Origin of the sequence: Paenibacillus sp. EZ-K15, assembly GCF_002573715.1 — a bacterium.
GTDB lineage: Bacteria > Bacillota > Bacilli > Paenibacillales > Paenibacillaceae > Paenibacillus_AQ.
On record NZ_PDHM01000022.1, the window covers coordinates 267789 to 292425 of the forward strand.

Sequence of the window (24637 nt, forward strand, 5' to 3'; positions counted from 1 at the left end):
TCTTTTATCTGTTTTTCCGATGAAAATCAACAAATCACGCCATATGTTCCGTCATTTGCAAGAATTGTCTAATATCGGATACGCAAGAGTCAGCTGCACTTTGCCAGAATTCGCGCTGGGTCAGATCCACATTCAGATGTTTCTTTGCCAGATTCTCCACGGACATCACGCCGGTATCCCGAAGTAGGGCATCATATTTGTCTGCAAAGGTCGGACCTTCTTCCAATGCCCGAACATAGAGGCCGGTACTGAACATATAACCGAAGGTGTATGGGAAATTATAGAACGGCGTGCCTGTGATATAGAAATGAAGCTTGGATGCCCAGAAATGCGGATGGTATGATGTCAGAGCATCACAGTAGGCTTCCTTCTGCGCCTCCACCATCAATTCCGAAATTTCCTCGCTGCTGAGCAGACCGCTCTTCCGTTTGTCATAGAAGCGGGTTTCGAACAAGAAACGTGCATGAATATTCATAAAAAAAGCTACGCTGTTCTGAATTTTCTCTTCCAGCAGAGCCAGCTTTTCTTCTTCGCTGCCGGCACCCTTTACCATGGCATCAAAAACAATCATTTCAGCAAAAGTAGATGCCGTCTCGGCAACATTCATCGCATACTTTTGGTTAAGCACTGGTATTCCGCCCATCAAATGCTGATGGTAGGCATGGCCCAGTTCATGCGCCAGGGTCGAAACGTTCGAGGCTGTTCCGCCAAACGTCATGAAGATCCGAGTCTGGCCGCTAGCCGGGAAGGAAGTACAGAATCCACCAGGTCGCTTACCGGCACGATCCTCGACCTCAATCCAGCTCTTATCAAACGCCATTTGCGAGAAATCCGCCAATCTCGGGCTAAACTTACGGAACTGCTCCACAATGTTAACAGCGGCATCGTCATATGAGATTTTGGTTGCGGAAGTACGCAGCGGGGCATCTACATCAGTCCAAGACAAGCCTTCCAGACCAAGCAACTTCGCTTTACGGTTTAGGTACTCCACAAGCACCGACTTGGTGTCCTGGATTACAGCCCACATGGTATCAAGCGTCTCACGGCTCATACGGCCAATCGCTAGCGGCTCCTTCAAGATATCATCCCAGCCGCGGTTCTCATACAGCTTCAGGCGGTAGCCGGATAAATGGTTAAGGGTATCCGCGCAGTAATCAGCGGAATCTCCCCATGCCTGCTCCCACTTTTCAAACATGGATTGACGTACTTCCCGGCGAGGATCATGCATTTTATTGAACGCCTGTCCTGCCGACATCATGACCGTCTTACCGTCTTCCTCATATGGAATTTGGATTTTCTTAACGATGGTATCGTAGAACTCTCCCCATCCATGATAACCGTCTACGCCAAGCGACAGAGCCAGGCTCTCTAACTCAGGACTCATCTTATCTTTCGCGAGATTACGGCTTTCGTTCAATACGAAATCAAGCGCGGACACCTTATCCGTACCGGTCCAAGCGGTCCAGAGTTCGTCAGTCATACCGCGAAGAACGTTATCGAATTGGTTCTTAACCGATTGCAGGGTCGCGGACAACGAAGTTACCCGGCCGGATAATTGAACCGCCTTCTTGTCATTTACATTCTGCGCGGTCAGGCAACTCACGAATGCAGAGACTTCACGGATACGGGCATAGGCACTTTGGAATTGCTCAAGGAAGTGTTCAAGGCTGGATGTGTTCTCCATGGTTTCCGGAACGGTCAATGCTTTAACGGCTTGCTGCAGATTATGTACATCCTGCTCAAGAGCCTCAAGAAAGCTCACGAGCTGCGGTGAGGAAGAGCCTCCGGGAAATATCGATTCCAAATCCCAAGTTTGTTGAAGTGCCATCGATCATTCATCACCTTTCAAAATAAAATATGAATTCAAGCGGAATTCCATTTGTGTGGACTTAGGGAAAAGTGTATAACTATATATAACTCAATTTATGTTATTACTGCACAACCAATTTACTGCTGGAGGAGCTAGAAGCCATGAGACCTTTGCAAATATCACCGGAGACGGCGGTTACATTGTCCAAGCAGCTGGGCGTTCCGCTGGAACAGCTGATGCACATGCCTCAGCATATACTAATGCAAAAAATTGCCGAGCTTGCCAAGAATGAGGAAGCGAAAGCAACGAAAAAAGATGATGAGTCCCCATCATCGGAGAACTCATGATTCCTTTTTCCAATACTTGGCCTTATGATGTCGTTGGAAACGACGTGTATGTACACAGTTGCCCATTCTGCGGAACCGACAATGTATTGCTGCCGATGAAACCCAAAGAACTGATAAGCGTAAGGGAAGGGAAAAAGAAGCTGCTGATCTTCCCCTGCTGCCACAACAAAGTAACCGTGCTGGACAGCGACATCGACTACTTGCTCACGGATCAGCGATTACGCTGACTTCACCGTAGAGCATGAGTTCAGCCTATTCGTGCATATCCAACAGCCTGCTGACCCACCCTTCAGCGGGCTATTTGCATTAGGACATTAGGACTCTGCCTTGAGTGCCGTGTTCTTCTGCTCCCGGATCTGCTCGGATATCAGCTTCCATTGCTCTCTGGATGCGCGTATCATCGCGGCATCCATAATCTTGTCATCCTGGACCACTCTGGAGAACCATTGAACCGCCTCCTGAAACTGTCCCAGCCTTCTGTGGATCTCCCCGATCAGATACAGCAACCTAGCATCATTCGCCCCTACCCCTTCCAGCTCATACACTCGGACATAGGATTCCAGGCTATAACTCAAGAACCGCTTCTCTTGATCCTCGTTGCCCTGATACCGGTACAGCCAAGCGATATGATGCAGCAGGCTGGCCACAATGCGATCCCGCTCCCCGATCACTTGCGCACAGAGGAGAGCCAGCTTGTACGACTCCAGAGCATCCTCCAGATTGCGCGAGCCGCTCATATCCCTCTTCTCCCAGCGGCATCCGACTTGCTCATAAAAGAGCGCCTTCTGCCGTTCGTTCAATTTCAGGGTCGAGTTTTCCGTGGAGGCAAAACCGCATTCAGGACAGATCCGCACCACGTAAAAATCGGGATTCTCCGATTTATAGTAAGCGCAAAAATCCGTATCTGTACGGTATGCCTTCTTAAAGCTGGGTCTCACCCTGGACGTTACATATTCATGTTCACAGTGCGCACAAATCACCTTGATGGAATACAAGGGTTCCAATTTCACGCCATTCGCCATCCCTTCATTCGTGTCTAATTCCTGTTTAGATGTAGGTATATGGCACTAAGGAGTATTCACGAAATGGTGGGCGGGGCCGGACAGACGCTGCAGCACAAAATCACGTAATTCATCCTCCACGCCAATTTCGATTAGGGCTCCTGCCATGCAGCCAAGCCATTCTTCGGCATGGCGATCCGTAATCGGGAATTTCATGTGCCTGGCCCGCATCATCGGATGTCCGAATGCTTCCGAGAACAAGGCTGGCCCTCCAAAAAACTGGCTCAAGAACATATATTGTTTCTCCATCACCGGCATAATGTCTTCCGGAAACAATGGCGAAAGCAGCTCATTTTGCTGCACTCTCGGATAAAAAGCTTCGACGAGCGAACGTACACCCTCGGCACCCCCGAGGTTATCATAGATGCTTAAGTTCGGATCCATACCCGCTAATTCTCCCATCTGTTATATGATTCGCTTTCGATTGGATGTACCTATCCATTATACCAAAAAACAACAAAAAAAGGCGCTAAGCAATGGTTAGCACCTTTTAGAACTTATTAATAACTGCGCCAGTCCTCTTCACTCTGGACGAGAGAAGCACGTATAACATAAACGAAGGCGCATACTAGGATACCTGCGACTATGCTCATGATCATCACTCCATCCAAACATAATACGAAAGATGTGCTTTGATGTTTTTTATTATAGCACAATATCCCCGAAAATAAAGCATAAATGTAACCGCTTTCTCATGTTTTTTTATACTGTTTGTCCTATATCCTGCATAGCTTTTTAACAACGGACCTATATTTCTATCATTCACATCGATGCCAGGGGGCGTATTCCTTATTATGACCATGAAAAAAATGGGCTGGCTCTTGCTTGTGACGGCACTGCTCAGCGTAATTGTCCTAATGGCTTTATTTCCCGAAGCGGCGCTTCAATCCGCACTCCGTGGCCTGTCGATATGGTGGGACGTGCTATTCCCTTCCCTATTCCCGTTCTTTGTTATTTCAGAGGTGCTGCTGGGGTTTGGCGTAGTCCACCTGATAGGCACGCTCCTGGACCCTATGATGAGGCCGTTGTTTCGTATTCCGGGCGCAGGAGGATTCGTGGCAGCGATGGGATATGTTTCAGGATACCCGGTCGGTGCCAAATTAACCGCCAAGCTATGGGAACAAAAAATGGTAAACCGGGAGGAAGGTGAGCGGCTTGTTGCTTTCACTACCTCTTCTGACCCTATATTTCTAATTGGAGCGGTCTCTATCGGATTCTTTCATGACCCCAAGATTGGTTTGATCCTTGCCTTGTCCCATTATGGCGGAGGTTTCCTCGTGGGCTTGATTATGAGATTTCATGGCAGGCATGAATCCAAAACAACAACCGATTCACTCCACCTGTCCCAGGCTAAGACAAGCAGACTCAAGTCCGCCCTGCATGCCATGCATGCGGCACGTGAGCAGGATGGTCGAGACCTCGGCACCTTGTTAAGACAAGCGATACATTCATCGCTTCAGCTCATTATCGTTGTCGGCGGGCTCGTCGTTTTCTTCTCCGTATTTCTTGAGCTCTGGACCCGGGCCGGCGCCATGCCAGCGCTAACTGAAGTCATCAGTTTGCTGTTATCTCTGGTTGGGATGCCTGAATCCTTATCCACTGCCATCGTAGGAGGATTGTTTGAGGTCACACTCGGTGCTCGATATGCCGGCGAAGCGGGGGCGGCAATTCCATTGCCATACAAAGCGGCCGCGGCTGCCTTTATATTGTCATGGGGCGGCTTGTCCGTTCATGCCCAGATCATCAGCATCCTGAACTCTACCAACCTTAGATACTTCCCTTTTGTCATTGCCAGATTGATACATGGTGTGATTGCCGCGACCGCTGTATTACTGCTGTGGAGAAGTGTCATGGGATCTTCGATACCGACCATGGCGCTGCCGGCTGTTTCGGATTCCGCCCTAAACGGGTATACCCATATTATGGCGGCTTTCTGCATCCTGCTCGGTTTCCTGATTGCGGTTGCGTTGTTTATTCGGATCATTCGAGGACTGCAGCAGAAAATCCGCAAATTCCCAAGGTGAACATTGTGTTCTTCTCCAAGATTGATTATCATCTTTATATAACCTTACAAAGGAGCTTATCAACTTGAGATATTATGTTCTGGACCGCGGTGACCCATTGTCTGTCGAGCTGACCCAGCAATTTCACAAGCTGGCGGAACAGCGGGGGTTTGTGCTGGATGCAGAATCTCCGGAAATTGTGGTCTCAATCGGCGGAGATGGTACAATGCTGCATGCTTTCCATACTTTTATTGACCGTATTCCTGACCTCGCTTTTGTCGGTGTCCACACGGGCCACTTGGGATTCTATGCTGATTGGAAGGCCGATGAACTGACAGAGCTGATTGATCATATGAGCGGAGAAGGCGAACACGGCAACGTGAAGCCGCGCCTCGTCAAGTACCCCCTGGTTCAACTGGAAATTCATAAGAAATCAGGAACGTCCTCTTACATTGCCTTAAACGAATTTACGCTTAAAGGCGTTGACGGTACCGTTGTCGCGCAGATTGACATCAACGATGTAACCTTTGAAATGTTCCGAGGAGACGGGATCTGCGTGTCTACGCCGTCCGGAAGCACGGCCTATAACAAAAGTGTAGGCGGAGCGATGGTTCATCCTTCCATCGATGCTCTGCAGATCGCGGAAATCGCCTCGATTAACAATCGGATTTTCCGTACGCTGGGCTCACCGCTGCTTCTGCCTAAGCATCATCATTGTGATATATTCTCGCGTAAAGAACAGCGTTTGCTGCTTACTATCGATCATGTGAATATCTCGATTGACGACCTCGTATCCGTACGCTGTCAAGTGGCGGAACAGCAGGTCAGTTTTGCACGCTATCGGCCGTTCCCCTTCTGGAATCGTGTCCGTGATGCATTTCTTGGCTAAAAAAAAAGAAGAACGGCCACCTGGTTTACTGGTGACCGTTCTTTTTTATTGTGGCTGTTCAGCCGGAAGATTAGGCTCCTTGGAAGGCTTTGCTTCCTTCTCTTTGGATTCCTTAGGATCACGTGGCTCGCGTCTGGATTCCTTTGCTTCGCGCCGCTCGCGTTGGTCCTTGTGCTCCTTGCCCGGTTTAGGACCCTCCTGCAGGGTTTCCTTACTTCCCTTCGCTTCCCCCTCACCCTTGGTTTCCTTGGGGGGTAATTCACGAATCTCCACAGGCTCTTTGGAATTGGATTGCTCTTTGCCATCCTTCTGCTCCTTGGTTTTCTGAAGCACGAAGTGAGCACAACCAAAATTGCAGTATTCGTTAATGTAATCGGACATGCTGGAGAAGGTAGAATCCTTGGCAGCCTTAGGATGATTATCCCGATAGAAACCTTTAAGCCGAAGCTGATTGTAACCCCAGTCCCCCACGATGTAGTCATAACGGTCCAGCACCTCGCTGTACCGCTCCCGGAAAGCTTCCAGATTCCAGCCGTTTCGATGGTCCTTTAACACTTCATAACTCTTGTTTCCGATAACGATCATTGAAAGCTTCCCCTGCCTTTCCAAAGGTTAAGACTGCACGGTCTCTTCCTTGTTGCGTTCCGCAGATTTCACTTGCTCGTGTGCATGGTAGGAGCTGCGCACCAGAGGACCGGACTCCACGTGGCTGAATCCTCGCTTCATTCCCTCTTCTTTCAAGATCGCAAACTCTTCCGGCGTATAGTATTTTTCCACATTCAGATGCTTCGGCGAAGGCTGCAAATATTGGCCGATTGTCATGATATCACAACCCACCGAACGCAGGTCGTCCATCGCTTCCAGAATTTCATGCCATTGTTCGCCGACACCCAGCATAATGCTGGATTTGGTTGGAATATCAGGCTGCATGGCCTTGGCATTCTGCAGCAATTGCAATGAACGGGTGTACTTGGCTTTGGCGCGAACCCGATCCGACATTCGCTCCACCGTCTCAATGTTATGGTTCAGGATGTCCGGTTTCACATCCATGACGATCTTAAGTGCTTCTTCGCTTCCCATAAAATCCGGAATCAGCACTTCCACCGAGCATAGCGGCAGACGTCTGCGAATGGCTTTAACCGTTTCAGCGAATATGTAGGCTCCGCCATCTTTCAAATCATCCCGTGCCACGCTTGTTACTACGCAGTGACGCAGGTTCATCTGTTCCGCCGCTTCCGCTACGCGCTCCGGCTCCTGAAGATCCAGTTCCGTTGGAAGTCCCGTATTGACAGCGCAGAATCGACAGGCGCGAGTACAAATATCACCCAGAATCATAAAGGTTGCCGTACGATTAGCCCAACATTCATAAATATTCGGACAGCGAGCCTCTTCACACACCGTGTGTAGTGTCTTGGATCGCATCATGCTTTTGATTTCTTTATAATTATCGCCAGTAGTCAGCTTGATTCGAATCCAGTCAGGTTTTGGCTGTTTGGTTTTAGACAAAGAAAAAACCTTCTTTCGAATTTATTGATGTAACTCAAGACATACCCCATCGTTTGCTGTCCCATATTATATCATGAAAACCATCATATTACTTGTTTCGCATCGATATGAGATTGATCTAGTTGCGGCATGGATAAAAATCCTTGTTTCGATTCACCCTACAGTATAGGCATGACTGTCCGTCCTTAATTATGACAATCCAAAAGGAGGAGAAGGACACATTGAGGATTTTTCAACCATTGAGCGCAAGCGGCATCATGATTCGCTGCACTGCTGCAGCTGTGGCTGCCTTGACAGCTGCCTGCTGCTGCATGTGCGGGCCTGTGTCCGCATCCACCTCTATTGCGGTCAGCGCCGCTGACGATACGGTAAAAATAACGGATGCTAGCGCCATTTTCGCAGATCGGAAGTCGTTATACGATGAGATTTCCACCGTTACCCAAATTCCTTGGTATCGCCTGGCTGCCATTGACCAGTATGAGCGGACACTAACTAGAGTCCACCCCAAGGATCGCAAGCATCCGGACCGGACGCTCGGCATCTTCATCCCCTCCACAAGATGGGCCGGGGCGTTAAATCCCAATCAGGAAGATGTAAATCCGACGTCGATCAGCGTGTTTTCCGGCATTGGGCTGGATGGGGATGGCGATGGCAAGGCAGACCGTAATAATGATATCGACCTGCTATATACCGTTGCGGCAAGACTCTCCCCCTACGGACATGCTCCTGATGATTTCAGCATCGGGCTCTGGTCATACTACCAGAACACGCGGGCCGTACAGCGCGTCATGCAATACGCGAAATTGTATGAGACCTTTGGGAAGCTGGACTTGTTTGACCATGCATTTCCTCTCCCGGTCAAAAGCAACTATTCCTACCGAAGCACATTTGGAATGGGACGCAACTGGGGAGGAAGAAGAGTTCATGAAGGAACGGACTTGTTTGCCAATTATGGAGTCCCTGTCCGGAGTACGTGTTACGGCGTCGTCGAAATTAAAGGCTGGAATAAATATGGCGGGTGGCGCATCGGCATCCGTGATCTGAACAATCATTATCACTATTACGCTCATCTGCAAGGCTTTGACAAAGGGATCTCGCTCGGGGATGTCGTTACGCCGGGTCAAACCCTTGGCTGGGTTGGCAGCTCCGGCTACGGCAAGCCGGGAACCCAGGGTAAATTCCCTCCACACCTCCATTACGGCATCTACCGGGATACCGGATTGACCGAATGGGCATTCGATCCTTACCCGCTGCTAAAGCACTGGGAAATGGAAGAAAAACGCTCGAAAAAAACGCGCTCCTGAGTTCAACCCAGGGGCGCGTTTTCTCCGTACGGACATACGTAACTGGCTAACTGAATCATGGTGCAGGCCTCCATACGCTAGCGCCAAAATGGAATTAAACAGCGCTCTTAACCTCCGGTGTTGTTTCCCCCCTGCCCAGATAAGTCCGCTGCGCCAGGTGAAGTTTCCAGAGGCGGCGTTGTTCCGTCTGGAGGATGGTCCGGTGTTGTTGCAGGCGGGATTTCTTGCTCCGTATTATGGTTGTTCTCATTGGTAACGGGCGGCGGTATCGCTATGCTCGGCGCGCTTGCCTTGTTCTCGCCGACGGCTTTTCCTTGCCCGTCATAATAATACATCGGCACATCGCCGACCACGAGCAGATAAGAGATGGGAATATCGGTTTCCACAATCTGCGGCTCCATGTCAAAAGGAACAACAACCGCTACTTCCGTTACAATGTGGACGAATACCTCCACCAAAATCATGTTGATGCCTGCACCCTGCTGCCTCGTGTCCAGTTGAACCTTCACCGCTCCCTGCGGCTCGATCTTTAATGGAATTTGCGGACCGAATGACGCGATGATCGGACTTTTTAACACCTGTCCAAGCGGAATATGCTCCTTGCGCTTATGGATATCGTCCAATGTGCTCTGAACAACATCCGTTGTATGGGACGTGATTTTTAAATGCTCGGCATAATTCAGCATGAATCCCGTCACTTTGCCGGAGCTATCCGTTTTCCAATTGACCAGATTATCAAAATCCTTGCCCTGCGTCACCTGAGAGGTGATCGCTTTATTAATCGCTTCAGTGGCAATCTGTTTGACCCTGATTTGGGCTAAATGCATGATCGGCGGCCGCAGATTCTGCTCAATATACATAAAAAACTCAACGATCCCAAACACAAGGAGCAGAGCGCCGATGAGCCACCATTTTTTCACGCTGCGCCGTTTGGCAACCTGAGGACGCGCTCGGCTCTGCGGTACGGGCCGGAAACCTCTGCGCGGTGGTTTATAAGCCCTCCTTGGTTTGGGCCATGACAGGGACGGAAAGGATAAACGTCTGCTTCCCCATCTCTTTCGTCTCATGCTTGGTCCCCCCTATTTACTCCCAGAGGAGCATGTTTACCATGGCAAGCTATCCTGTATAGAGGGTATGCGGACAAACGGCAAAAAAGAAGAGCAAGGTTGGCTTATCCTCACTCTTCTTCCTTATAGATACTCATTTTCAAGAAAGACTGAATCAAGAATCTACTGGTCGTTCTTTGGATGGTCTTCTTTATCTTCCACATAATATCTCAGCATCGACAGTTTATTCTCCCAGAAGCGGTCGAAATAAGCCAGCCAATCCTTTAATTCCTGAAGCGGTTCAACATCCAGCCGATAGCGGGTTTCGCGTCCAACCTTGCGGTCATGCACAAGTCCCGCTTCCTCCAGAATTCGGAGATGCTTGGAGACGGCGGTCCGCGTCATGGAGAAGTGCCCTGTAATTTCTTTAACCGGCATTTCCTTATCACTTAACAAGCCAAGCAGCTTACGGCGTGTCGGATCTGCGATCGCTTGATAAACATCATGCTTCGGAGCAGCTTGCGACATAGATTAGGCCTCGACGTATCCTGCAAGCTTCTGAACAATGCCTGCCCAGCCTTTGTCCATACGACCCCGTACGATATCGTGAGCTTCCTCGAACTCGGTCACTTGATCCGCTGTCCACCCGCCGTGAATGAGCGTGAATTCCGTATGTTCTCCCTGCTGTACCAGTTCGAACGTAACGCTCCAATCCTTGCCCCAGTTAAAAGACAAACGGTTAGGCTCGTCAATAAGCGTGACCTTGCAAGGAGAATTTCCCCATGGGCCTGCATTCAATTGAAACTCAAATCCTTCCACCGGTTCAAAATTGTTGGGCATGAACCAAGCCGAAATCCCTTCAGCCGTTGCCACGGCTTTCCACACCTTCTCGATGGGCGCTTTCAGCACAAGCGTATGACGAATATCCGGCAGCTTGCCGTTTGATGCGTTGTCCATATCACATTAACCTCGCTTATGTTTAAAATTATGAAACCATTTGGTTTCCCTTATTGCATTATAGGACACCAAATGGTTTTACGTCAAATACCAATATTCACCTTATATCCATTCAGCACACCTAGGTCCAGCTCCCCTTAAAGCCAGGCAAACCAAGCATCTTCCCAACATCTCATGACTTTGAACTCGCTAGGTCTGAGCCGGGTAGGTCTTATTCAAGAAGGCGATCGATTCCCGAATCAGCTGCTTTAGGACCTCCATATCAATGTCCGCCACTTTATTAATATACACGCAGCCTTTCCCGGCCGTATGTTTACCGAAACTCGTCAACAGCTCCTCCCGCTTCTCATCACCCGGCGCAAAATACAGGCTGATCTTCGCTTTGCGCGGCGAGAAACCTACAAACGGCGCATCTCCTTCGTGCCCGGTAGCGTAGCGGTAATGGTAAGAGCCAAAGCCGATGATGCTGGGTCCCCACATCTTAGCCGGAAAACCGCTCGTCTCCTCAAAAATCTCCAGCAAACGATAAGCATCCTCCCGTTTTTTCGGCGAATCCACTTGCTCTATAAACTCCACCACGCTGTGATCCGTTTCTTTGGTTTTTTGCTCGTACATTGGGTTTTACTCCTTTCGAATTCTCTGTTATTATTACCATCCTTATCAAAAATAAGAAAAACGTCATCGACATACTTGCATAGAAGACAGACCGCATTTAGCGGAAGTTTTTCTTCCGAGATAAGAAGGGTAAGCCTCTGAAGTTTATGCTTTCTTATCTCTTAAATAAAAAAAGCCGGATATGATTAGCAATTGCTTTCTAATCACTTCCAGCCTTGTCGAGCCGTTCCGGTCTTTATTGACCTGCGTACTCTCTTTGCCGTAAAGCCTCATACATCAATACCGAAGCAGCCATAGCCGCATTCAACGATTCGGCTTTCCCCGGCATGGGAATCCGGATCGCATCGTCCACAAGTTCCGCAACCTCAGGTGAGACACCGCGCCCTTCGCTTCCGATCACGATCCAGCTTGTCCCTTGGAAATCATACTCGAAGCAGGAGCGTTTCCCTTCCAGCATGGTTGTGACCAATCGAGCTCCCCGTTCCCTGGCTTCCGGCAAAATGCTCAGCAGATCACCCTCCAGCACAGGTAGATGAAACAGGGATCCCATGGTAGAGCGCAGCGTCTTGGGGTTATACAAATCCGCGCAGCCGCGTCCCAGAACCACGCCAGCAGCCCCTACGGCATCTGCGCTTCGTATGATGGTTCCCACATTCCCCGGGTCCTGAAGACCGTCCAGAACGACAACCAAACCGTTCTCGCGCAGGATCAGATCCTGCCATTGACGTGCTTCTTTGCGAACCACGGCAAACACCTGCTGCGGTGACGGCGTATTACTGACCTTCGAGATGACGGCATGGGATACGCCAATCCATTCGGCGCCATGTCCTGTATCCGATATATGACGAAGTTCTTGGGGAATGCCCTTCTCCACATCATAAGCGACGCACTCGATGTCCGCTCCGGATGACAGTGCTTCCTGTACGAGATGAATGCCTTCCACCACATACTTGTTCTGCTTGTCTCGATGTTTTTTCTCCTGCAGCTGTGCCCAGCCCTTCACTCTGGCATTCTGCGGCGATAGTATCTCCATGGTAATCCATCCGTTCTTTACTTATATACAAAACCGAGTCCAGCTCAACCCAGCATACCCCAAATGGATAGTATTACTTCGGATAAGCAAGCTCCAGCTTCGTTAAGTCATTCTTATGACCCACAATAACGAGAATATCGCCTTCCTCAATCCGGTCATCCGGACTTGGCGAAATGTTCATGTCCGCATCACTTCGAATCGCCATGACATTGCAGCCGAACCGTGCCCGAATATCCAACTCTATCAGATTGTGACCGACCAGATCTCCTGTAGCAAGCATCTCCATAATGCTGTAGTCGTCCGACAAATCGATGTAATCCAAAATATTCGGTGACACCAGATGATGGGCAACCCGCAGCCCCATATCCCGCTCAGGGAAAATCACCTTATCTGCACCGATTTTGTTCAGCACTTTTCCGTGCAGCTCATTCTTCGCTTTCACGATAATGGCCGGAACGCCAAGATCCTTCAAGATCAGCGTAGTCAAAATGCTGGATTGAATATCCTCCCCGATGGCCACGACAACCACATCAAAATTCCGTATGCCCAGCGCCCGAAGCGCTTCTTCATCGGTCGAGTCCGCCGATACGGCATGCGTGACCATACTCGCGATTTCCTGAATGCGCTGTTCGCTCGCGTCAACGGCTAATACATCAAATCCCATGCTGCTCAATTCCTTGGCAACACTCGTGCCAAAACGCCCCATACCGATTACTGCGTACTGCTTCTTAGCCATTTATATATCCCCCCACGAGCCTAGGTCATCCATAATCATAATGATAATAGTATATCATACTGTCCCGAATACTTGAATGTAACTGCGCTGGAAGGGGCACATTACACAATGACCCTTTCATAACAAGGAGGAACATATCCATGTCCATATTGTTAGATCTAAGGCAGGCCGTCATTCATAAAGTCCACAATCAGGACGAAGAAGAGCTGCGCTCCATGATCGAGGGTTCCGTTGACGGGCCTGAAGCTGCCCTGCCGGGACTCGGTGTAATGTTTGAAATGATGTGGAAAGACATGAATGCTTCCCAGCAGAACAGCCTTGTCTCTTCCCTGCATGATCATTTGAAAACCGTTACGCCTGGCAAACTTCAAGGATAATCCCATAGTCAACAAAAAGAACAATCCCCTAAGCCCTGAAAGCTGGGGGATTGTTCTTTACATTGGATATTTATAACACCACTTACGGAGCAGTCTCAAGAAACTGAGCGGTTGGATTCTTGTCGATAGCCGTTCTCATCGCATACTCATTTTCAAACAAGACAACATAGTTATCCTTCTTGTCCTTGACCAGTGTTGAGTTAATCCGGAACTTGGACGGATCAATATTGTCATCCACGATCCAGCGAGCGAACTGATACGGCATCCGTTGAAGCATGACATCGACGCCGTATTCTCCCTTCATCCGGTACTCGAAGACTTCGAACTGGAGCTGTCCGACAACCCCGAGAATGGTCTCATCGAAACTCACGGTACGGAATACCTGAATGGTACCCTCTTCCGTCAGCTGATCAATCCCCTTCTGATACTGCTTATGCTTCAGCGCATTCTTCACCGTTACTTTGGCAAAGATTTCCGGTGAGAACGTTGGAAGCTCATCGAATACAACTTCACGTCCTTGACTGAGCGAGTCCCCAATCCGGAAAATACCCGGGTCAAACAGACCGATAATATCGCCAGGGTATGCCTCCTGCACAATATCTCGATCCTGCGCCAAAAACTGCTGCGGCTGCGCCAGCTTGATTTCCTTGCCTACCCGAACATGCTTCACGCTCATACCGCGTTCGAACTTGCCCGATACGATTCGCAAGAAAGCGATACGATCCCGGTGAGCCGGATTCATATTGGCTTGAATCTTAAATACGTATCCGGAGAACTTCTCTTCAGTGGGTTCCACCAAACCGTCCTTACTATGGCGCGGCTCCGGTTTCGGCGCAAGCTGAAGAAAGTTCTCCAGGAAGGTCTGGACGCCGAAATTATTGATCGCACTTCCGAAGAATACAGGTGTTAACTGACCCTGCATAACTTTCTCCAGATCAAATTGGTCTCCGGCAACATCCAGCAGCTCGAGGTCTTGACATAACTGATCATGCAGGTAATCGCCTGCCATCTCGCGAATGATCGGATCCTCATAGCCCTCGACCTTCTGTACTTTAATCGTGGAATGGTCGTCCCCCTGGAACAATTCAACCTGATTCTTAACCCGGTCGTACACGCCGCACAGATCACGCCCGGAGCCGATCGGCCAATTCATCGGTACGGAGCGGATGCCGAGAACCTGTTCAAGCTCCTCCATCAGATCAAACGGGCTGCGCCCTTCGCGGTCGAGTTTGTTGATAAAGGTAAAGATCGGAATGCCCCGCTTCGCACACACCTGGAATAATTTAATCGTTTGAGCCTCGACCCCTTTGGCTACGTCAATCAACATGACGGCGCTGTCAGCAGCTGTCAGCGTACGATAGGTATCCTCACTGAAGTCTTGGTGACCCGGCGTATCCAATATATTAATTCGATGCCCTAAATAATCAAATTGCATAACAGACGAGGTAACCGAGATTCCCCGCTGCTTCTCGATCTCCATCCAGTCACTCGTTGCATGCTTGCTCGCTTTACGAGCTTTAACCGATCCAGCCAGACGAATGGCGCCCCCGAACAAGAGCAGCTTCTCGGTCAGTGTTGTTTTACCGGCGTCAGGGTGGGAAATAATCGCGAACGTACGGCGCTTATCCACTTCCTGCTGCAGTTCATCTATTAGCTTTGCCATTTCACTTATCCCTTCGTAACTAAAGTCATGTATATCATTGTACCACAATTCATACGCAAATCATCCTCATGCGCCGTGCGCATGAGGATGATTTTTAATACGTAAATTTTAGAAAATGATCTTAGTTTTTCAACCACACCACATTATCCTCGAGCTGACCGTTAACCGGCCACCAGTGGAATCCATCTTCCTTCAACAGCTCATCTGCCTTGGCAGGTCCCCAAGAACCCGCAGGATACGATTCCAGCTCGCCCTGGTTCTCTCTCCATGCGCTGGCAATACGATCCACGAAGGACCATGCCGAAGCCACTTCGTCCCAGCGTGTAAAGTAAGTGGAATCCCCACGAGCAGCGTCATGCAGTAGACGCTCATATGCTTCAGGAGAGTTAATGCCCACGATGCAGCTTTGGCAGAAGTCCATCGCTACAGGAGCGATCTCGGATTCAGATCCCGGCTTTTTCGCATTTATCTTCACGTAAATGCCTTCCATCGGATTCACGCGGATGACAAGCAGGTTAGGCTCCAGGGAATGCTTTTGGCCCAAATATACGTTGGTTGGCATCCGTTTGAACTCAACAACCACCTCGGTCGTCTTAACCGGCAGACGTTTGCCCGTACGGATATAGAACGGTACACCCGCCCAGCGGAAGTTGTCCACGAATACTCTGGCCGCAAAATAGGTTTCCGTATTGGATTCCGGATTAACTTTGTCCTCTTCACGGTAAGCCGGCAGATCTTTACCGCCCGCCGAACCGCTTGTATACTGACCACGAACCACGTTGTTCTTCACTTCTTCATGTGTGGCATACGGACGCAAGGAACGAAGCACTTTTACCTTCTCGTCGCGGATATCCTCTGCGAGCAGACGGCTAGGCGGTTCCATCGCAATCATGGTTAGCAGCTGCAGCATATGGTTTTGACCCATATCCCTTAGTGCACCGGCATGATCATAGTATCCGCCGCGCTCCTCGACACCAACCGTCTCTCCAAGCGTGATTTGGATGTTGGCGATATGCTTGTTGTTCCACAGCGGCTCAAAGAAAGCATTCGCAAAACGCATAACTTCGATGTTCTGTACCATTTCTTTACCAAGATAATGGTCAATCCGGTAGATCTCTTCTTCCTTGAATACTTTACGGATTTCTTCGTTCAGCTTGGCAGCCGATTCCAGATCGTAGCCGAATGGCTTCTCGATCACAAGACGGTTCCAGCCTTCTCCGTCGAGCATACCGCCCTTCATCAGGTTAAACGATACGCTGCCGAACAACTCCGGTGCAAGTGCCAGATAAAACAAGCGATTACCCGGTATATTAAATTTCGTTTCCAATTGCTCCGTTTGTTCACGAAGCTCACGGAAACCGTCAATATTGTTAATATCTAAAGATTTATATTCAAAATGCTGTGCAAATGCATTCCATTCACTATCCTGTTCCGAACTGTATCGGCAGAATTCCTGAATCGAACGATACACGTCCTCACGAAACTCTTCCTGTGTGCGCGGACGCCGCGCCACGCCGATTACCGCAAAATCCTCATCCAGTTTTCCTTCACGATAAAGACTGTAGATCGCCGGAAACAACTTACGTCTTGCCAAATCACCAGTCGCTCCAAAGATGAAAAATACAGCTCCCGGTGTCTTCATTGTATCTAGATTTTGATTTTCAGCCATGGCTCCTCATTCTTTCTATGAATTATAGTGTATTTTTATGCATCGGCACATAACTCGATGTGATGACATTTTAGCATATTCATTTCAAGTATGCTATCTCATTCCACATTTTTTCATCGGAGTTTCAGAAATCATTTTCAATATTCTATTGTAATGACGGGAAATCCGATCGTTATTCTACTAGTTTTCTTCATCGAATCTTCATGCACTGCAATCTGCATATGAATCGGCGTGTCGCCACTCATCACAAAAGCACCCAGTGAAGGAACCTCATATGAACGGCTCCGTGTTTTGTCATCTGCATAATCCTCAACGGAGCGAAGCGAGAGTTTTTGGGCTGCAGCCTCTTCTACCTGAGCCATCGTCCCATCAACGCTTGCGGTCTTCGTTGCATACCCTTGAATGGACGCATTCCATGTGTTCGGTATGCCGGTTTGCTTCATCATCTCTTGAATCTGCTGCTGTAGGGCCATCATTTCCCGTGTCTGCCCAGCCGCTTCTCCAACAAGCATGGCTCTGATATAACTATGGCCCTCTTTTGTGAGGGCCCAATCCAGATGCACGGATACACCTGAGAGCAAGCCTTCTGCTTGGAACACTTCATTTCCTTGAAGCTGGGACGTCGTAATTCCGGAGAGCCCCATTGTACGAGCCAGCTGCTCAGCTGCTGTCTTAGCTTGATCCTTAGGAACAGAATTTATCATTTCTCCTTGAATTTTTACCGTGAGCATTGCCGAAGGCTCCATATGTTCTTGCCCGAGCGTTGTCAGAAGCGTTAGATCGCTTTCTGCAGCTACCCCGACTCCAGTTGTTCCATCGATATCTTTTTCTCCCGTTCCATCTGAAGCTGAAGTTGACGCTTCTCTCGCATGCGGAGCTGATTCATTTCGATTGCTTTCCGTTGTTCCCGCAAAACCCGCCATCATACCTGCTGCCCCGCACAGCAACAACATCATCACAATGATCTGTAAACGCATTTTCCGCATGGTCAGTCACGCCTCCCCGTTCGAATCTATCAATCTAGTAAAAAGGATGGCCTCGTTACCGCGGATTTATACCTCGCTTGTTAAAAAGATCCTTCAAACGGGCTGTATGTAAATCTTCCTGCTTCCCCGTTCATAAATAAAAGACTCCCGATCCGGGAGTCTTTAAGCCTGATCTCTCAGTGTTTACATGGATATGTCATACCACAAGCAGCATCATGGACTGTTTTGTACCACGCCCAGCATGTTGGATCTGATTATGTCACGCTCGTCGCATAAAAAAAGAGCTGGCCTTCCTTACTCAGCCAGCCCATTTTTATAAGCGTAGATGGCAGCTTGGGTCCGATCCTCTACCCCCAGCTTGCCTAAAATATTCGTTACATGAAATTTCACGGTTTTGATGCCTATAATCAAATCATCAGCAATATCCTGATTCGACTTGCCCTGCGCCACCAGTCGCAGCACTTCCATTTCCCGGTCCGTAAGGTCGTTATGCGCCGGAGCTTCATTTTGCGGATGCCGGAATCGATTCATCATCTTGGAGGCAACCTGCGACTCCAGCACCGACTGCCCGCGTGCGGCTGCACGTATAGCATCAGCTACTTCAGAAGCACGGGATGTCTTCAATAAATAACTGAACGCACCTGCTTCAATAACCGGATACATCTTCTCATCGTCCAGATAGCTGGTCAGTACAATGACCTTAAGATTCGGAAACTGATTCATCAATTGGCGCGTCGTCTCGATTCCATCCATTCCGTCCATCACCAAGTCCATCAGCACCACATCAGGATGATATTCCTGCGCTAAGCGTATCCCTTCCTCGCCGCTGCCCGCTTCACCAACCACCTCGATGCCGTCCTCTGTACCAAGCACAGCCGCTAAACCGATCCGGACCATCTCATGATCATCCACCAACAGCACCTTAATCGGCGTTTCCATCTACATCCCCCCGTTTACGTTCATCATTTATGAGTGGCACAACGATCTCAATTCGAGTCCCTTTACCCGGTGCTGTTATGAATTGTACCGAGCCCCCGATCTCCGTCACCCGTTCCTGCATCGTCGATAGACCGTAGGAAGTCTGTTTCTTGTCATCCAATTCAAATCCGATCCCATCGTCCCGCAGCATTACCCGAACAGTATTCTGCCTGCGGTGAATTCGGATGTCCATTTTCTCCGCTTTCGAGTGTCTGAGGGTGTTCGACATGGCCTCCTGGATAATACGGAACAGATGATTTTCGATCCCTTTAAGCAAATGTATGTCATCGTCCATCTCAAACGTAATTTCCATAGGTACTTTAATCCGCAATTCCTTGATCAGATCCTTCAGCCCTTGCTCCAGTGCTTTCCCTTCGAGATAAACCGGCCGCAGATGAAGAAGAAGCGCCCTCATCTCGGACTGGGCCACAGCCGACATTTCCTCGATCAGAGCCACCTGGCGCTGCGCTTTGTCAAAATCCTTATCCAATGTCCTACCCACAGCGGTTGCCGTCATCGAGATGGCAAACAGCTGCTGAGAAACCGCATCATGAAGCTCGCGCGCCAGACGCTGCCTCTCTTCCACAATTGCTGTTACCCTGGCCTGCTCGGCAAGCTGGGCGTTATTCGTAGATAACCGCTGCAAAGATGAAACCTGATCCTCCCAGCGTTTGCTGATCTTCACCAGCTGTTCTCCAAGCCGTCCTACTTCGTCTTCGCCGATGTCCGGCATCACGTCCGTAAGGCTGCCTTTTTCCCAGTTCACCAGTGTTTCCCTTACAAGATCAACTCGTCGTTTTACCCGGTATCCCTGGAAGAAGCCATAGATCGCACCCAGCCCGACCGGCAGCAATACCAGAGTGATGCCGGCTTCGATCCGGTTCTTCCACGTCTCAAACGGTTGAAGATAACCATATGTATATAATAAATATAGGACAACGAGCATGACAACCAATCCCAGAAGGGTCCCCTCACGCATACTTCGGGTAATCATATTTGCTTTCTTTTCCGTTTCCACGGGGCAACCCTCCTGAATGGTTTACACAAGACATACGTTTATTATGTCATTTTTATATTCAAATCTCCGCCTAAATAAGAAACAATAAATTTCACTTTATATTCACTGGCCTCGTAATTGGGTGATATATACCGCACGCGGTTTAATATGCCGGTTTCCTTCCGGTCGTCCATATGAATCGAGCCAAACAGGATCGAGGCTTCGATCTCCACCCCATAGTAGTCCGGGATCATCAGATCAATATCCCCCAGCATTCCATGGAACATAAGGACCGTTTGGCGTTCCTCCGGAAGCGCCAGGGACAGATCCACATCCGCTTCTCCAAGTACATGCCACACACTCAGACTGCGCATCACCCATGGAGTCCGGTCCCAATCAAAGTTAGACATAAAGTTCTGCTTCTGAACGTACTTTGTCGTGGTATGGGCTCGCTTGGACTTGCCATAAAAAATACCTAGCGATATCAAGCTGATGCCGATAATCAACATGAGATGCTCTAGCAGCAGCAGTACGGCACCTACTCCGAGCAGAATGTATCCCTTCTTCAAATGGCCTTGTCTGATCTGAAGGACACCTGCGAACATGAGTAACAGGGCGACAATGGTGAAGAAACCAAACCATCGGCCGAAAAGCATAATAAAACCCAAGCTGATTAAACCAACTGCTATCCAGCGGTTTCTGTCCATGTCGCACCTCCTTGATGACCAAGATATAAGCTCGGAAAAGCCATAGCAGTGAGACGTTCTCCACTGTATGGCTTTGCCTGTACTATACGACAATCTCATTCGTATAGCATATCATATGAACATGGTGTTCGAATACGGTTTAATCTTATTTTGCTGACTTGTTAAGGAATTACTCGGACTTCGAAGAATTCCCCATTTTGTTTTTCAAAGCTTGCAGCTGCTCATCAACTTTCAATTGCTTCTCAGCATCCACTGGGCTTGTGTATACTGCATTGTTAGGACGGTATGGGGCGCGAAGCACATCAGCTTCTGCTTCCAGTTGCATGATTTTTTCCTCCATGCGGTGGAAGCCCATCGAAGCACTGCCGCTTTCGATCGTATGCAGGCTGCTCACTTGAGACATTTGTTTCTTCGCTTTAGCCATTTGAGCGCGAGCAACAAGCTCATTGCGCTTGTTGCGCATTTTGTAGAACTCGTCTTTCATTTCATGCAGCTGAGCTACAAGTTCTTTCGCTTGAGCCTCGGATTGCAGGTGCAATTCCACGTACTCGGTTTCTTTTTGATCGAAATAGATTTTTTCTTCAAGCAGCTTGCGAGCCACTTCTTCTTGACCATTCTTAAGAGCCAATTCAGCTTGAGCTTCACGTTGTGCCGCCATCTTCACAGCCTCATCGACGCGCTGCTTCATACGACGCTCGTTAGCCATTTGCTTCGCAACTGTTACCTCTGCTTCATGAATTTCTGCCTCCATGTCGCGCAGGTACTGGTTCAACATTACGATTGGATCCTCTACTTTATCCAGCAGTTCATTCACCGATGCTTTCGTCATATCCTTAATTCTTTTAAATACTCCCATGTTATTTATCTCCCTTCTCATAGTTCGAAAGTTTTTTCTTCAATTCTTCGATTTCTTTTTGCATTGCTTTTCTCTCAATATCCTTCATCATCGCATCCAGATCGGAATCCGCAGACGCGTTGTTTCTTGTGCCATTGGGACGGTCATATTTGGGGCCAAAACTTCCATGCTCATTAGGATAGCCTTGACGTCCATAAGCATCGTTATAGCTGTTGTAGCCTGGTCCCGGGCCCGGATGATCGTTGTAACGGTATCCGCCACCATGTCTTCCCTGTGGACCATACGGATCGTGATAGTACGGCTCCTTAGGTACTACAAGGGATGCAATCAGATAGATCAACAGCGTTGTACCGCCTGTGAAAAAGATACTGACTACAAATATGATTCTAAGTAGGGTAGATTCGACTCCGAAATGATCGGATATACCGCCGATCAACCCTGTGAACATCTTGTCTCGGGTGGAACGGTACAATCTAGTCATGGTTACTCCTTTCCGCTGTTATTCAGCTTTTGCTTCAGGCGGGCAAGTTCTTTTTCCAATACAGTGGAGACTGTTTCACCAGCCTGATCCATGTATTCCTGCCCCATGCGGCGTAAATCGCGAAGACTTCTGGCTTCCAGTTCCCAGTCGCTGATACGGTCTTCGAGACGATTGAACATCTTCGGTACATCAGGACCGCCGCCATAGGAGCCTGTACGTTCATTCATTTTTTGCTGAAGACGAAGGGTTTCCACTCGGGCAACATAATACTGACGTTTGCTGTATACCGTCTGATATTCCATCCGCAGCTCGCCGAGCTGCTCCTCGATTTCTTTTAACGACTCCAGGCTTGAGGACAACAGGCCTTGATACTGTTCAATCTTTTCCTCATAGATCAGCTTCTCCTGCAATGCCAGCTTGGCAAGATGTTCTTCACCGGCCTTCAGTGCAAGCAGTGCCTGCTCTTCGCGTTTATATCGCATGGTTTCTGCTTGATCCACCTGCTGCTTCAGCTGTCTGGAATGTACTTGACATTGCTGCTGCAGCTTCTCAGCCTCAGCAATGTCCTGTCTGGTTGAATGTAGGAACTGGTCGATCAATCGAACCGGATCCTGGCTCTGCTCGAGCTTTTCATTCAATGTTGCTACGGTTATGTCTCTTATCCGCCGGAAAACACTCATATTCGCTTAGCCCTCCTCATCTATCATGATCTGTTGTTTTTGCATGTTATTTAATGTAGTGGTTTTTATCAATAACGGGGTCTACCATTCTTCAATCGGGACACCCCGTAGATGATCAAGATGATTCCAAGGATCGGACCGATCAGCCAAGACAGTTTACCCATCAACCAGATCACACCGATACCGAGAATAACCCATCCCATCAAGGTGTTACCTCTCCGGATCCCGTAGTATCCCAAAGCGACCATCAGGATTGGAATTACAAGACTGAACAACCATCCAAGCAGAGGACCGAATACTCCCAGGAGAACCAAGATCCCTACACCAATCAACAGGATACTCATTCCATTTCCTTTTGAATTTCTCATTTATACACCGCCTTTCTGTTGTTTGATCGTTGTTTCATTTGTTCAACCTTATGACTCTATTCTAGGTAATTTCGAGTTTAACTAAAACGGCCTGGGGACGGTTTTTGCACCTAGACCTAAGGCGGGGCCTCCTATAGACCTGCGTCCAACCCTGCACTGGATCAATGATTCGATAAGCTGACCTGTGTGGATGAATCCTCCGGTATCCTTGCTTTTGTTTTACCTAATAAAGGTGATAGTAGTAAAGCCCGTGGAACGGTAGGTTAAGGTAGCGGTAGGATGAAGCATGGAGTCAAATATGAAAATCACGAGGAAGGATTCCATGAAACGAAGCTATCGATGTAATTGCAACGAAAAAAGGAATGCAGACGTTTATAGTCTACATTCCTTTTGAATGATGCCGGTGAAGGGACTCGAACCCCCACGGTTTCCCTCACGATTTTGAGTCGCGCGCGTCTGCCAATTCCGCCACACCGGCTTACTTTATGGCGTGCCCTAAGAGATTCGAACTCCTGACCTTTTGATTCGTAGTCAAACGCTCTATCCAGCTGAGCTAAGGGCACATAGTTTTGTTATGGAGGCGCCACCCAGATTCGAACTGGGGATAAAGCTTTTGCAGAGCTGTGCCTTACCACTTGGCTATGGCGCCAGAAATAAAAATGGAGCGGACGACGGGAATCGAACCCGCGACCCTCGCCTTGGCAAGGCGATGCTCTACCGCTGAGCCACGTCCGCAAACATAAAAATCAATGGCTGGGGATATAGGATTCGAACCTATGCATGACGGAGTCAAAGTCCGTTGCCTTACCGCTTGGCTAATCCCCAACATTTTTTTAAAAAACTATGGGGCGACCGATGGGTCTCGAACCCACGAATGCCGGAACCACAATCCGGTGCGTTAACCCCTTCGCCACGATCGCCATAATGTAATAGTTTTTTTAGAGAATAATCATAATGAAATAATGGGCGACCGATGGGTCTCGAACCCACGAATGCCGGAACCACAATCCGGTGCGTTAACCCCTTCGCCACGATCGCCAAGTTCATTATAAATATTCAATGGCAGGGGCAGCAGGAATTGAACCCACACCAACGGTTTTGGAGACCGTTGTTCTACCTTTAAACTATGCCCCTAAAAACTGGTGGAGGATGATGGATTCGAACCACCGAACTCGAAGAGAGCAGATTTACAGTCTGCCGTGTTTAGCCACTTCACTAATCCTCCAGAATGGTGCCGGCGAGAGGACTTGAACCCCCAACCTACTGATTACAAGTCAGTTGCTCTACCAATTGAGCTACACCGGCATATAAAGTTATAAAACGTACATGGTGGCTCGGGACGGAATCGAACCGCCGACACGAGGATTTTCAGTCCTCTGCTCTACCGACTGAGCTACCGAGCCTTAAAGCTCTTCGCGAACTTTGACGGAACCCAATATCGGATACTCATCTCATCCCAAAGTTATAAATAATGGCGGAACTGACGGGATTCGAACCCGCGATCTCCTGCGTGACAGGCAGGCATGTTAGGCCTCTACACCACAGTTCCATGAGGCATTATCGCTATC

Annotated in this window: 27 protein-coding genes and 12 tRNA genes; 6 read left to right on the forward strand and 33 right to left on the reverse strand. The window is 48.9% G+C overall.

What is annotated here, in order from left to right; genetic code table 11:
- Positions 1-34: 34 nt before the first annotated feature.
- Positions 35-1828, reverse strand: coding sequence for a M3 family oligoendopeptidase (locus tag CRG97_RS28015; RefSeq protein WP_098748887.1), 1794 nt, complete (start codon positions 1826-1828; stop codon positions 35-37).
- Positions 1829-1971: 143 nt separating this feature from the next.
- Between CRG97_RS28015 and CRG97_RS28020 the strand changes: the two genes are divergently transcribed.
- Positions 1972-2157, forward strand: coding sequence for a YycC family protein (locus CRG97_RS28020; protein WP_071222371.1), 186 nt, complete (start codon positions 1972-1974; stop codon positions 2155-2157).
- On the forward strand, positions 2154-2384 hold the full coding sequence (locus tag CRG97_RS28025; RefSeq protein ID WP_071222370.1) for a hypothetical protein: 231 nt from the start codon (positions 2154-2156) through the stop codon (positions 2382-2384). Before CRG97_RS28020 ends, CRG97_RS28025 begins: the two co-directional genes overlap by 4 nt.
- An 87-nt stretch (positions 2385-2471) precedes the next feature.
- Here the strand turns inward: CRG97_RS28025 and CRG97_RS28030 are convergent, their stop codons facing one another.
- Together CRG97_RS28030 and CRG97_RS28035 are read right to left on the reverse strand one after the other, a co-directional pair.
- Positions 2472-3167, reverse strand: coding sequence for a DUF2225 domain-containing protein (locus CRG97_RS28030; RefSeq protein WP_237566599.1), 696 nt, complete (start codon positions 3165-3167; stop codon positions 2472-2474).
- Positions 3168-3224: 57 nt separating this feature from the next.
- Positions 3225-3602, reverse strand: a complete 378-nt coding sequence (locus CRG97_RS28035) for a globin domain-containing protein (RefSeq protein WP_076324869.1) — start codon at positions 3600-3602, stop codon at positions 3225-3227.
- 410 nt (positions 3603-4012) lie between these two features.
- Here CRG97_RS28035 and ylbJ point away from each other — a divergent pair, with 410 nt between their 5' ends.
- The gene (gene ylbJ / locus CRG97_RS28040; protein WP_098748889.1) at positions 4013-5242 is read left to right on the forward strand and encodes a sporulation integral membrane protein YlbJ; all 1230 of its coding nucleotides are present in this window, start codon (positions 4013-4015) and stop codon (positions 5240-5242) included.
- Between the two features lie 64 nt (positions 5243-5306).
- Positions 5307-6110, forward strand: coding sequence for an NAD kinase (locus tag CRG97_RS28045; protein ID WP_009591431.1), 804 nt, complete (start codon positions 5307-5309; stop codon positions 6108-6110).
- Between the two features lie 45 nt (positions 6111-6155).
- Here the strand turns inward: CRG97_RS28045 and CRG97_RS28050 are convergent, their stop codons facing one another.
- Positions 6156-6695, reverse strand: coding sequence for a YutD family protein (locus tag CRG97_RS28050; RefSeq protein WP_098748890.1), 540 nt, complete (start codon positions 6693-6695; stop codon positions 6156-6158).
- Between the two features lie 27 nt (positions 6696-6722).
- Positions 6723-7616 (reverse strand): lipoyl synthase, encoded by an 894-nt coding sequence (gene lipA, locus CRG97_RS28055; protein ID WP_076324872.1) that lies wholly within the window; start codon positions 7614-7616, stop codon positions 6723-6725.
- Positions 7617-7873: 257 nt separating this feature from the next.
- Between lipA and CRG97_RS28060 the strand changes: the two genes are divergently transcribed.
- Complete coding sequence (locus CRG97_RS28060) at positions 7874-8920, forward strand: M23 family metallopeptidase (protein WP_481856227.1); 1047 nt, start codon at positions 7874-7876, stop codon at positions 8918-8920.
- Positions 8921-9027: 107 nt separating this feature from the next.
- Here the strand turns inward: CRG97_RS28060 and yunB are convergent, their stop codons facing one another.
- The 6 genes from yunB to CRG97_RS28090 form a co-directional block, all read right to left on the reverse strand.
- Positions 9028-9987: a sporulation protein YunB gene (yunB, locus tag CRG97_RS28065; protein ID WP_098748892.1), complete on the reverse strand. Its 960-nt coding sequence runs from the start codon at positions 9985-9987 to the stop codon at positions 9028-9030.
- A gap of 162 nt (positions 9988-10149) precedes the next feature.
- Positions 10150-10494 carry an ArsR/SmtB family transcription factor gene (locus CRG97_RS28070; protein WP_098748893.1) on the reverse strand — a complete coding sequence of 115 codons (345 nt, stop codon included), beginning with the start codon at positions 10492-10494 and terminating at the stop codon, positions 10150-10152.
- Between the two features lie 3 nt (positions 10495-10497).
- Positions 10498-10923: an SRPBCC family protein gene (locus CRG97_RS28075; protein ID WP_098748894.1), complete on the reverse strand. Its 426-nt coding sequence runs from the start codon at positions 10921-10923 to the stop codon at positions 10498-10500.
- A gap of 189 nt (positions 10924-11112) precedes the next feature.
- Positions 11113-11538, reverse strand: coding sequence for a DUF1801 domain-containing protein (locus tag CRG97_RS28080; RefSeq protein WP_098748895.1), 426 nt, complete (start codon positions 11536-11538; stop codon positions 11113-11115).
- Between the two features lie 235 nt (positions 11539-11773).
- Positions 11774-12571: a TrmH family RNA methyltransferase gene (locus CRG97_RS28085; protein ID WP_098748896.1), complete on the reverse strand. Its 798-nt coding sequence runs from the start codon at positions 12569-12571 to the stop codon at positions 11774-11776.
- Between the two features lie 73 nt (positions 12572-12644).
- The gene (locus CRG97_RS28090; protein WP_076324879.1) at positions 12645-13307 is read right to left on the reverse strand and encodes a potassium channel family protein; all 663 of its coding nucleotides are present in this window, start codon (positions 13305-13307) and stop codon (positions 12645-12647) included.
- 140 nt (positions 13308-13447) lie between these two features.
- On the opposite strand from CRG97_RS28090, the gene sspI reads away from it, so the two are divergent.
- Entirely contained in the window at positions 13448-13684 is a 237-nt protein-coding gene (gene sspI / locus CRG97_RS28095) for a small acid-soluble spore protein SspI (protein WP_076324880.1), read from the forward strand.
- Positions 13685-13766: 82 nt separating this feature from the next.
- Here the strand turns inward: sspI and CRG97_RS28100 are convergent, their stop codons facing one another.
- From CRG97_RS28100 to CRG97_RS28205, 22 genes are all read right to left on the reverse strand, one after another.
- A complete protein-coding gene (locus tag CRG97_RS28100) occupies positions 13767-15347 on the reverse strand; it encodes a peptide chain release factor 3 (protein WP_098748897.1) in 1581 nt (526 codons plus the stop codon).
- A gap of 121 nt (positions 15348-15468) precedes the next feature.
- Positions 15469-17016, reverse strand: coding sequence for a glucose-6-phosphate dehydrogenase (zwf, locus tag CRG97_RS28105; RefSeq protein WP_098748898.1), 1548 nt, complete (start codon positions 17014-17016; stop codon positions 15469-15471).
- A 137-nt stretch (positions 17017-17153) separates the two neighbouring features.
- Positions 17154-18002 carry a YwmB family TATA-box binding protein gene (locus tag CRG97_RS28110; protein WP_098748899.1) on the reverse strand — a complete coding sequence of 283 codons (849 nt, stop codon included), beginning with the start codon at positions 18000-18002 and terminating at the stop codon, positions 17154-17156.
- Positions 18003-18296: 294 nt separating this feature from the next.
- Positions 18297-18941 carry a response regulator gene (locus tag CRG97_RS28115; RefSeq protein ID WP_006212655.1) on the reverse strand — a complete coding sequence of 215 codons (645 nt, stop codon included), beginning with the start codon at positions 18939-18941 and terminating at the stop codon, positions 18297-18299.
- A complete protein-coding gene (locus CRG97_RS28120; RefSeq protein WP_098748900.1) occupies positions 18925-19998 on the reverse strand; it encodes a sensor histidine kinase in 1074 nt (357 codons plus the stop codon). The genes CRG97_RS28115 and CRG97_RS28120 overlap by 17 nt, the downstream gene beginning before the upstream one ends.
- 41 nt (positions 19999-20039) lie before the next feature.
- Entirely contained in the window at positions 20040-20684 is a 645-nt protein-coding gene (gene liaF, locus CRG97_RS28125; protein WP_076324885.1) for a cell wall-active antibiotics response protein LiaF, read from the reverse strand.
- A gap of 169 nt (positions 20685-20853) precedes the next feature.
- The gene (locus CRG97_RS28130; protein WP_076324886.1) at positions 20854-21540 is read right to left on the reverse strand and encodes a PspA/IM30 family protein; all 687 of its coding nucleotides are present in this window, start codon (positions 21538-21540) and stop codon (positions 20854-20856) included.
- Between the two features lies 1 nt (position 21541).
- On the reverse strand, positions 21542-22021 hold the full coding sequence (locus CRG97_RS28135; RefSeq protein WP_076324887.1) for a PspC domain-containing protein: 480 nt from the start codon (positions 22019-22021) through the stop codon (positions 21542-21544).
- Between the two features lie 2 nt (positions 22022-22023).
- Positions 22024-22701, reverse strand: coding sequence for a PspA/IM30 family protein (locus tag CRG97_RS28140; protein WP_076324888.1), 678 nt, complete (start codon positions 22699-22701; stop codon positions 22024-22026).
- Between the two features lie 68 nt (positions 22702-22769).
- Positions 22770-23069 (reverse strand): hypothetical protein, encoded by a 300-nt coding sequence (locus CRG97_RS28145; RefSeq protein WP_076324889.1) that lies wholly within the window; start codon positions 23067-23069, stop codon positions 22770-22772.
- 398 nt (positions 23070-23467) lie between these two features.
- A tRNA-Leu gene (locus CRG97_RS28150) sits at positions 23468-23547 on the reverse strand.
- Between the two features lie 8 nt (positions 23548-23555).
- Positions 23556-23632, reverse strand: a tRNA-Arg gene (locus CRG97_RS28155).
- 12 nt (positions 23633-23644) lie between these two features.
- Positions 23645-23718 (reverse strand) — tRNA-Cys (locus CRG97_RS28160).
- A gap of 11 nt (positions 23719-23729) precedes the next feature.
- Positions 23730-23804: transfer RNA gene (locus CRG97_RS28165), tRNA-Gly, on the reverse strand.
- A gap of 15 nt (positions 23805-23819) precedes the next feature.
- Positions 23820-23894: transfer RNA gene (locus CRG97_RS28170), tRNA-Gln, on the reverse strand.
- A 19-nt stretch (positions 23895-23913) separates the two neighbouring features.
- A tRNA-His gene (locus CRG97_RS28175) sits at positions 23914-23989 on the reverse strand.
- Between the two features lie 45 nt (positions 23990-24034).
- Positions 24035-24107 (reverse strand) — tRNA-His (locus tag CRG97_RS28180).
- 22 nt (positions 24108-24129) lie between these two features.
- Positions 24130-24203, reverse strand: a tRNA-Trp gene (locus CRG97_RS28185).
- A 6-nt stretch (positions 24204-24209) separates the two neighbouring features.
- Positions 24210-24294 (reverse strand) — tRNA-Tyr (locus tag CRG97_RS28190).
- A gap of 4 nt (positions 24295-24298) precedes the next feature.
- A tRNA-Thr gene (locus CRG97_RS28195) sits at positions 24299-24374 on the reverse strand.
- Between the two features lie 22 nt (positions 24375-24396).
- A tRNA-Phe gene (locus CRG97_RS28200) sits at positions 24397-24472 on the reverse strand.
- Positions 24473-24541: 69 nt separating this feature from the next.
- Positions 24542-24618 (reverse strand) — tRNA-Asp (locus CRG97_RS28205).
- Between the last annotated feature and the right edge of the window lie 19 nt (positions 24619-24637).

Bases quoted from the DNA above. Each gene is read 5' to 3' on its own strand.
- CRG97_RS28015 (WP_098748887.1), bottom strand. From the start codon at position 1,828: ATGGCACTTCAACAAACTTGGGATTTGGAATCGATATTTCCCGGAGGC.
- CRG97_RS28020 (WP_071222371.1), top strand. From the start codon at position 1,972: ATGAGACCTTTGCAAATATCACCGGAGACGGCGGTTACATTGTCCAAG.
- CRG97_RS28025 (WP_071222370.1), top strand. From the start codon at position 2,154: ATGATTCCTTTTTCCAATACTTGGCCTTATGATGTCGTTGGAAACGAC.
- CRG97_RS28035 (WP_076324869.1), bottom strand. From the start codon at position 3,602: ATGGATCCGAACTTAAGCATCTATGATAACCTCGGGGGTGCCGAGGGT.
- ylbJ (WP_098748889.1), top strand. From the start codon at position 4,013: ATGACCATGAAAAAAATGGGCTGGCTCTTGCTTGTGACGGCACTGCTC.
- CRG97_RS28050 (WP_098748890.1), bottom strand. From the start codon at position 6,695: ATGATCGTTATCGGAAACAAGAGTTATGAAGTGTTAAAGGACCATCGA.
- CRG97_RS28060 (WP_481856227.1), top strand. From the start codon at position 7,874: ATGATTCGCTGCACTGCTGCAGCTGTGGCTGCCTTGACAGCTGCCTGC.
- yunB (WP_098748892.1), bottom strand. From the start codon at position 9,987: ATGAGACGAAAGAGATGGGGAAGCAGACGTTTATCCTTTCCGTCCCTG.
- CRG97_RS28070 (WP_098748893.1), bottom strand. From the start codon at position 10,494: ATGTCGCAAGCTGCTCCGAAGCATGATGTTTATCAAGCGATCGCAGAT.
- CRG97_RS28075 (WP_098748894.1), bottom strand. From the start codon at position 10,923: ATGGACAACGCATCAAACGGCAAGCTGCCGGATATTCGTCATACGCTT.
- CRG97_RS28080 (WP_098748895.1), bottom strand. From the start codon at position 11,538: ATGTACGAGCAAAAAACCAAAGAAACGGATCACAGCGTGGTGGAGTTT.
- CRG97_RS28085 (WP_098748896.1), bottom strand. From the start codon at position 12,571: ATGGAGATACTATCGCCGCAGAATGCCAGAGTGAAGGGCTGGGCACAG.
- CRG97_RS28090 (WP_076324879.1), bottom strand. From the start codon at position 13,307: ATGGCTAAGAAGCAGTACGCAGTAATCGGTATGGGGCGTTTTGGCACG.
- sspI (WP_076324880.1), top strand. From the start codon at position 13,448: ATGTCCATATTGTTAGATCTAAGGCAGGCCGTCATTCATAAAGTCCAC.
- CRG97_RS28100 (WP_098748897.1), bottom strand. From the start codon at position 15,347: ATGGCAAAGCTAATAGATGAACTGCAGCAGGAAGTGGATAAGCGCCGT.
- zwf (WP_098748898.1), bottom strand. From the start codon at position 17,016: ATGGCTGAAAATCAAAATCTAGATACAATGAAGACACCGGGAGCTGTA.
- CRG97_RS28110 (WP_098748899.1), bottom strand. From the start codon at position 18,002: ATGCGGAAAATGCGTTTACAGATCATTGTGATGATGTTGTTGCTGTGC.
- CRG97_RS28115 (WP_006212655.1), bottom strand. From the start codon at position 18,941: ATGGAAACGCCGATTAAGGTGCTGTTGGTGGATGATCATGAGATGGTC.
- liaF (WP_076324885.1), bottom strand. From the start codon at position 20,684: ATGGACAGAAACCGCTGGATAGCAGTTGGTTTAATCAGCTTGGGTTTT.
- CRG97_RS28130 (WP_076324886.1), bottom strand. From the start codon at position 21,540: ATGGGAGTATTTAAAAGAATTAAGGATATGACGAAAGCATCGGTGAAT.
- CRG97_RS28135 (WP_076324887.1), bottom strand. From the start codon at position 22,021: ATGACTAGATTGTACCGTTCCACCCGAGACAAGATGTTCACAGGGTTG.
- CRG97_RS28140 (WP_076324888.1), bottom strand. From the start codon at position 22,701: ATGAGTGTTTTCCGGCGGATAAGAGACATAACCGTAGCAACATTGAAT.
- CRG97_RS28145 (WP_076324889.1), bottom strand. From the start codon at position 23,069: ATGAGAAATTCAAAAGGAAATGGAATGAGTATCCTGTTGATTGGTGTA.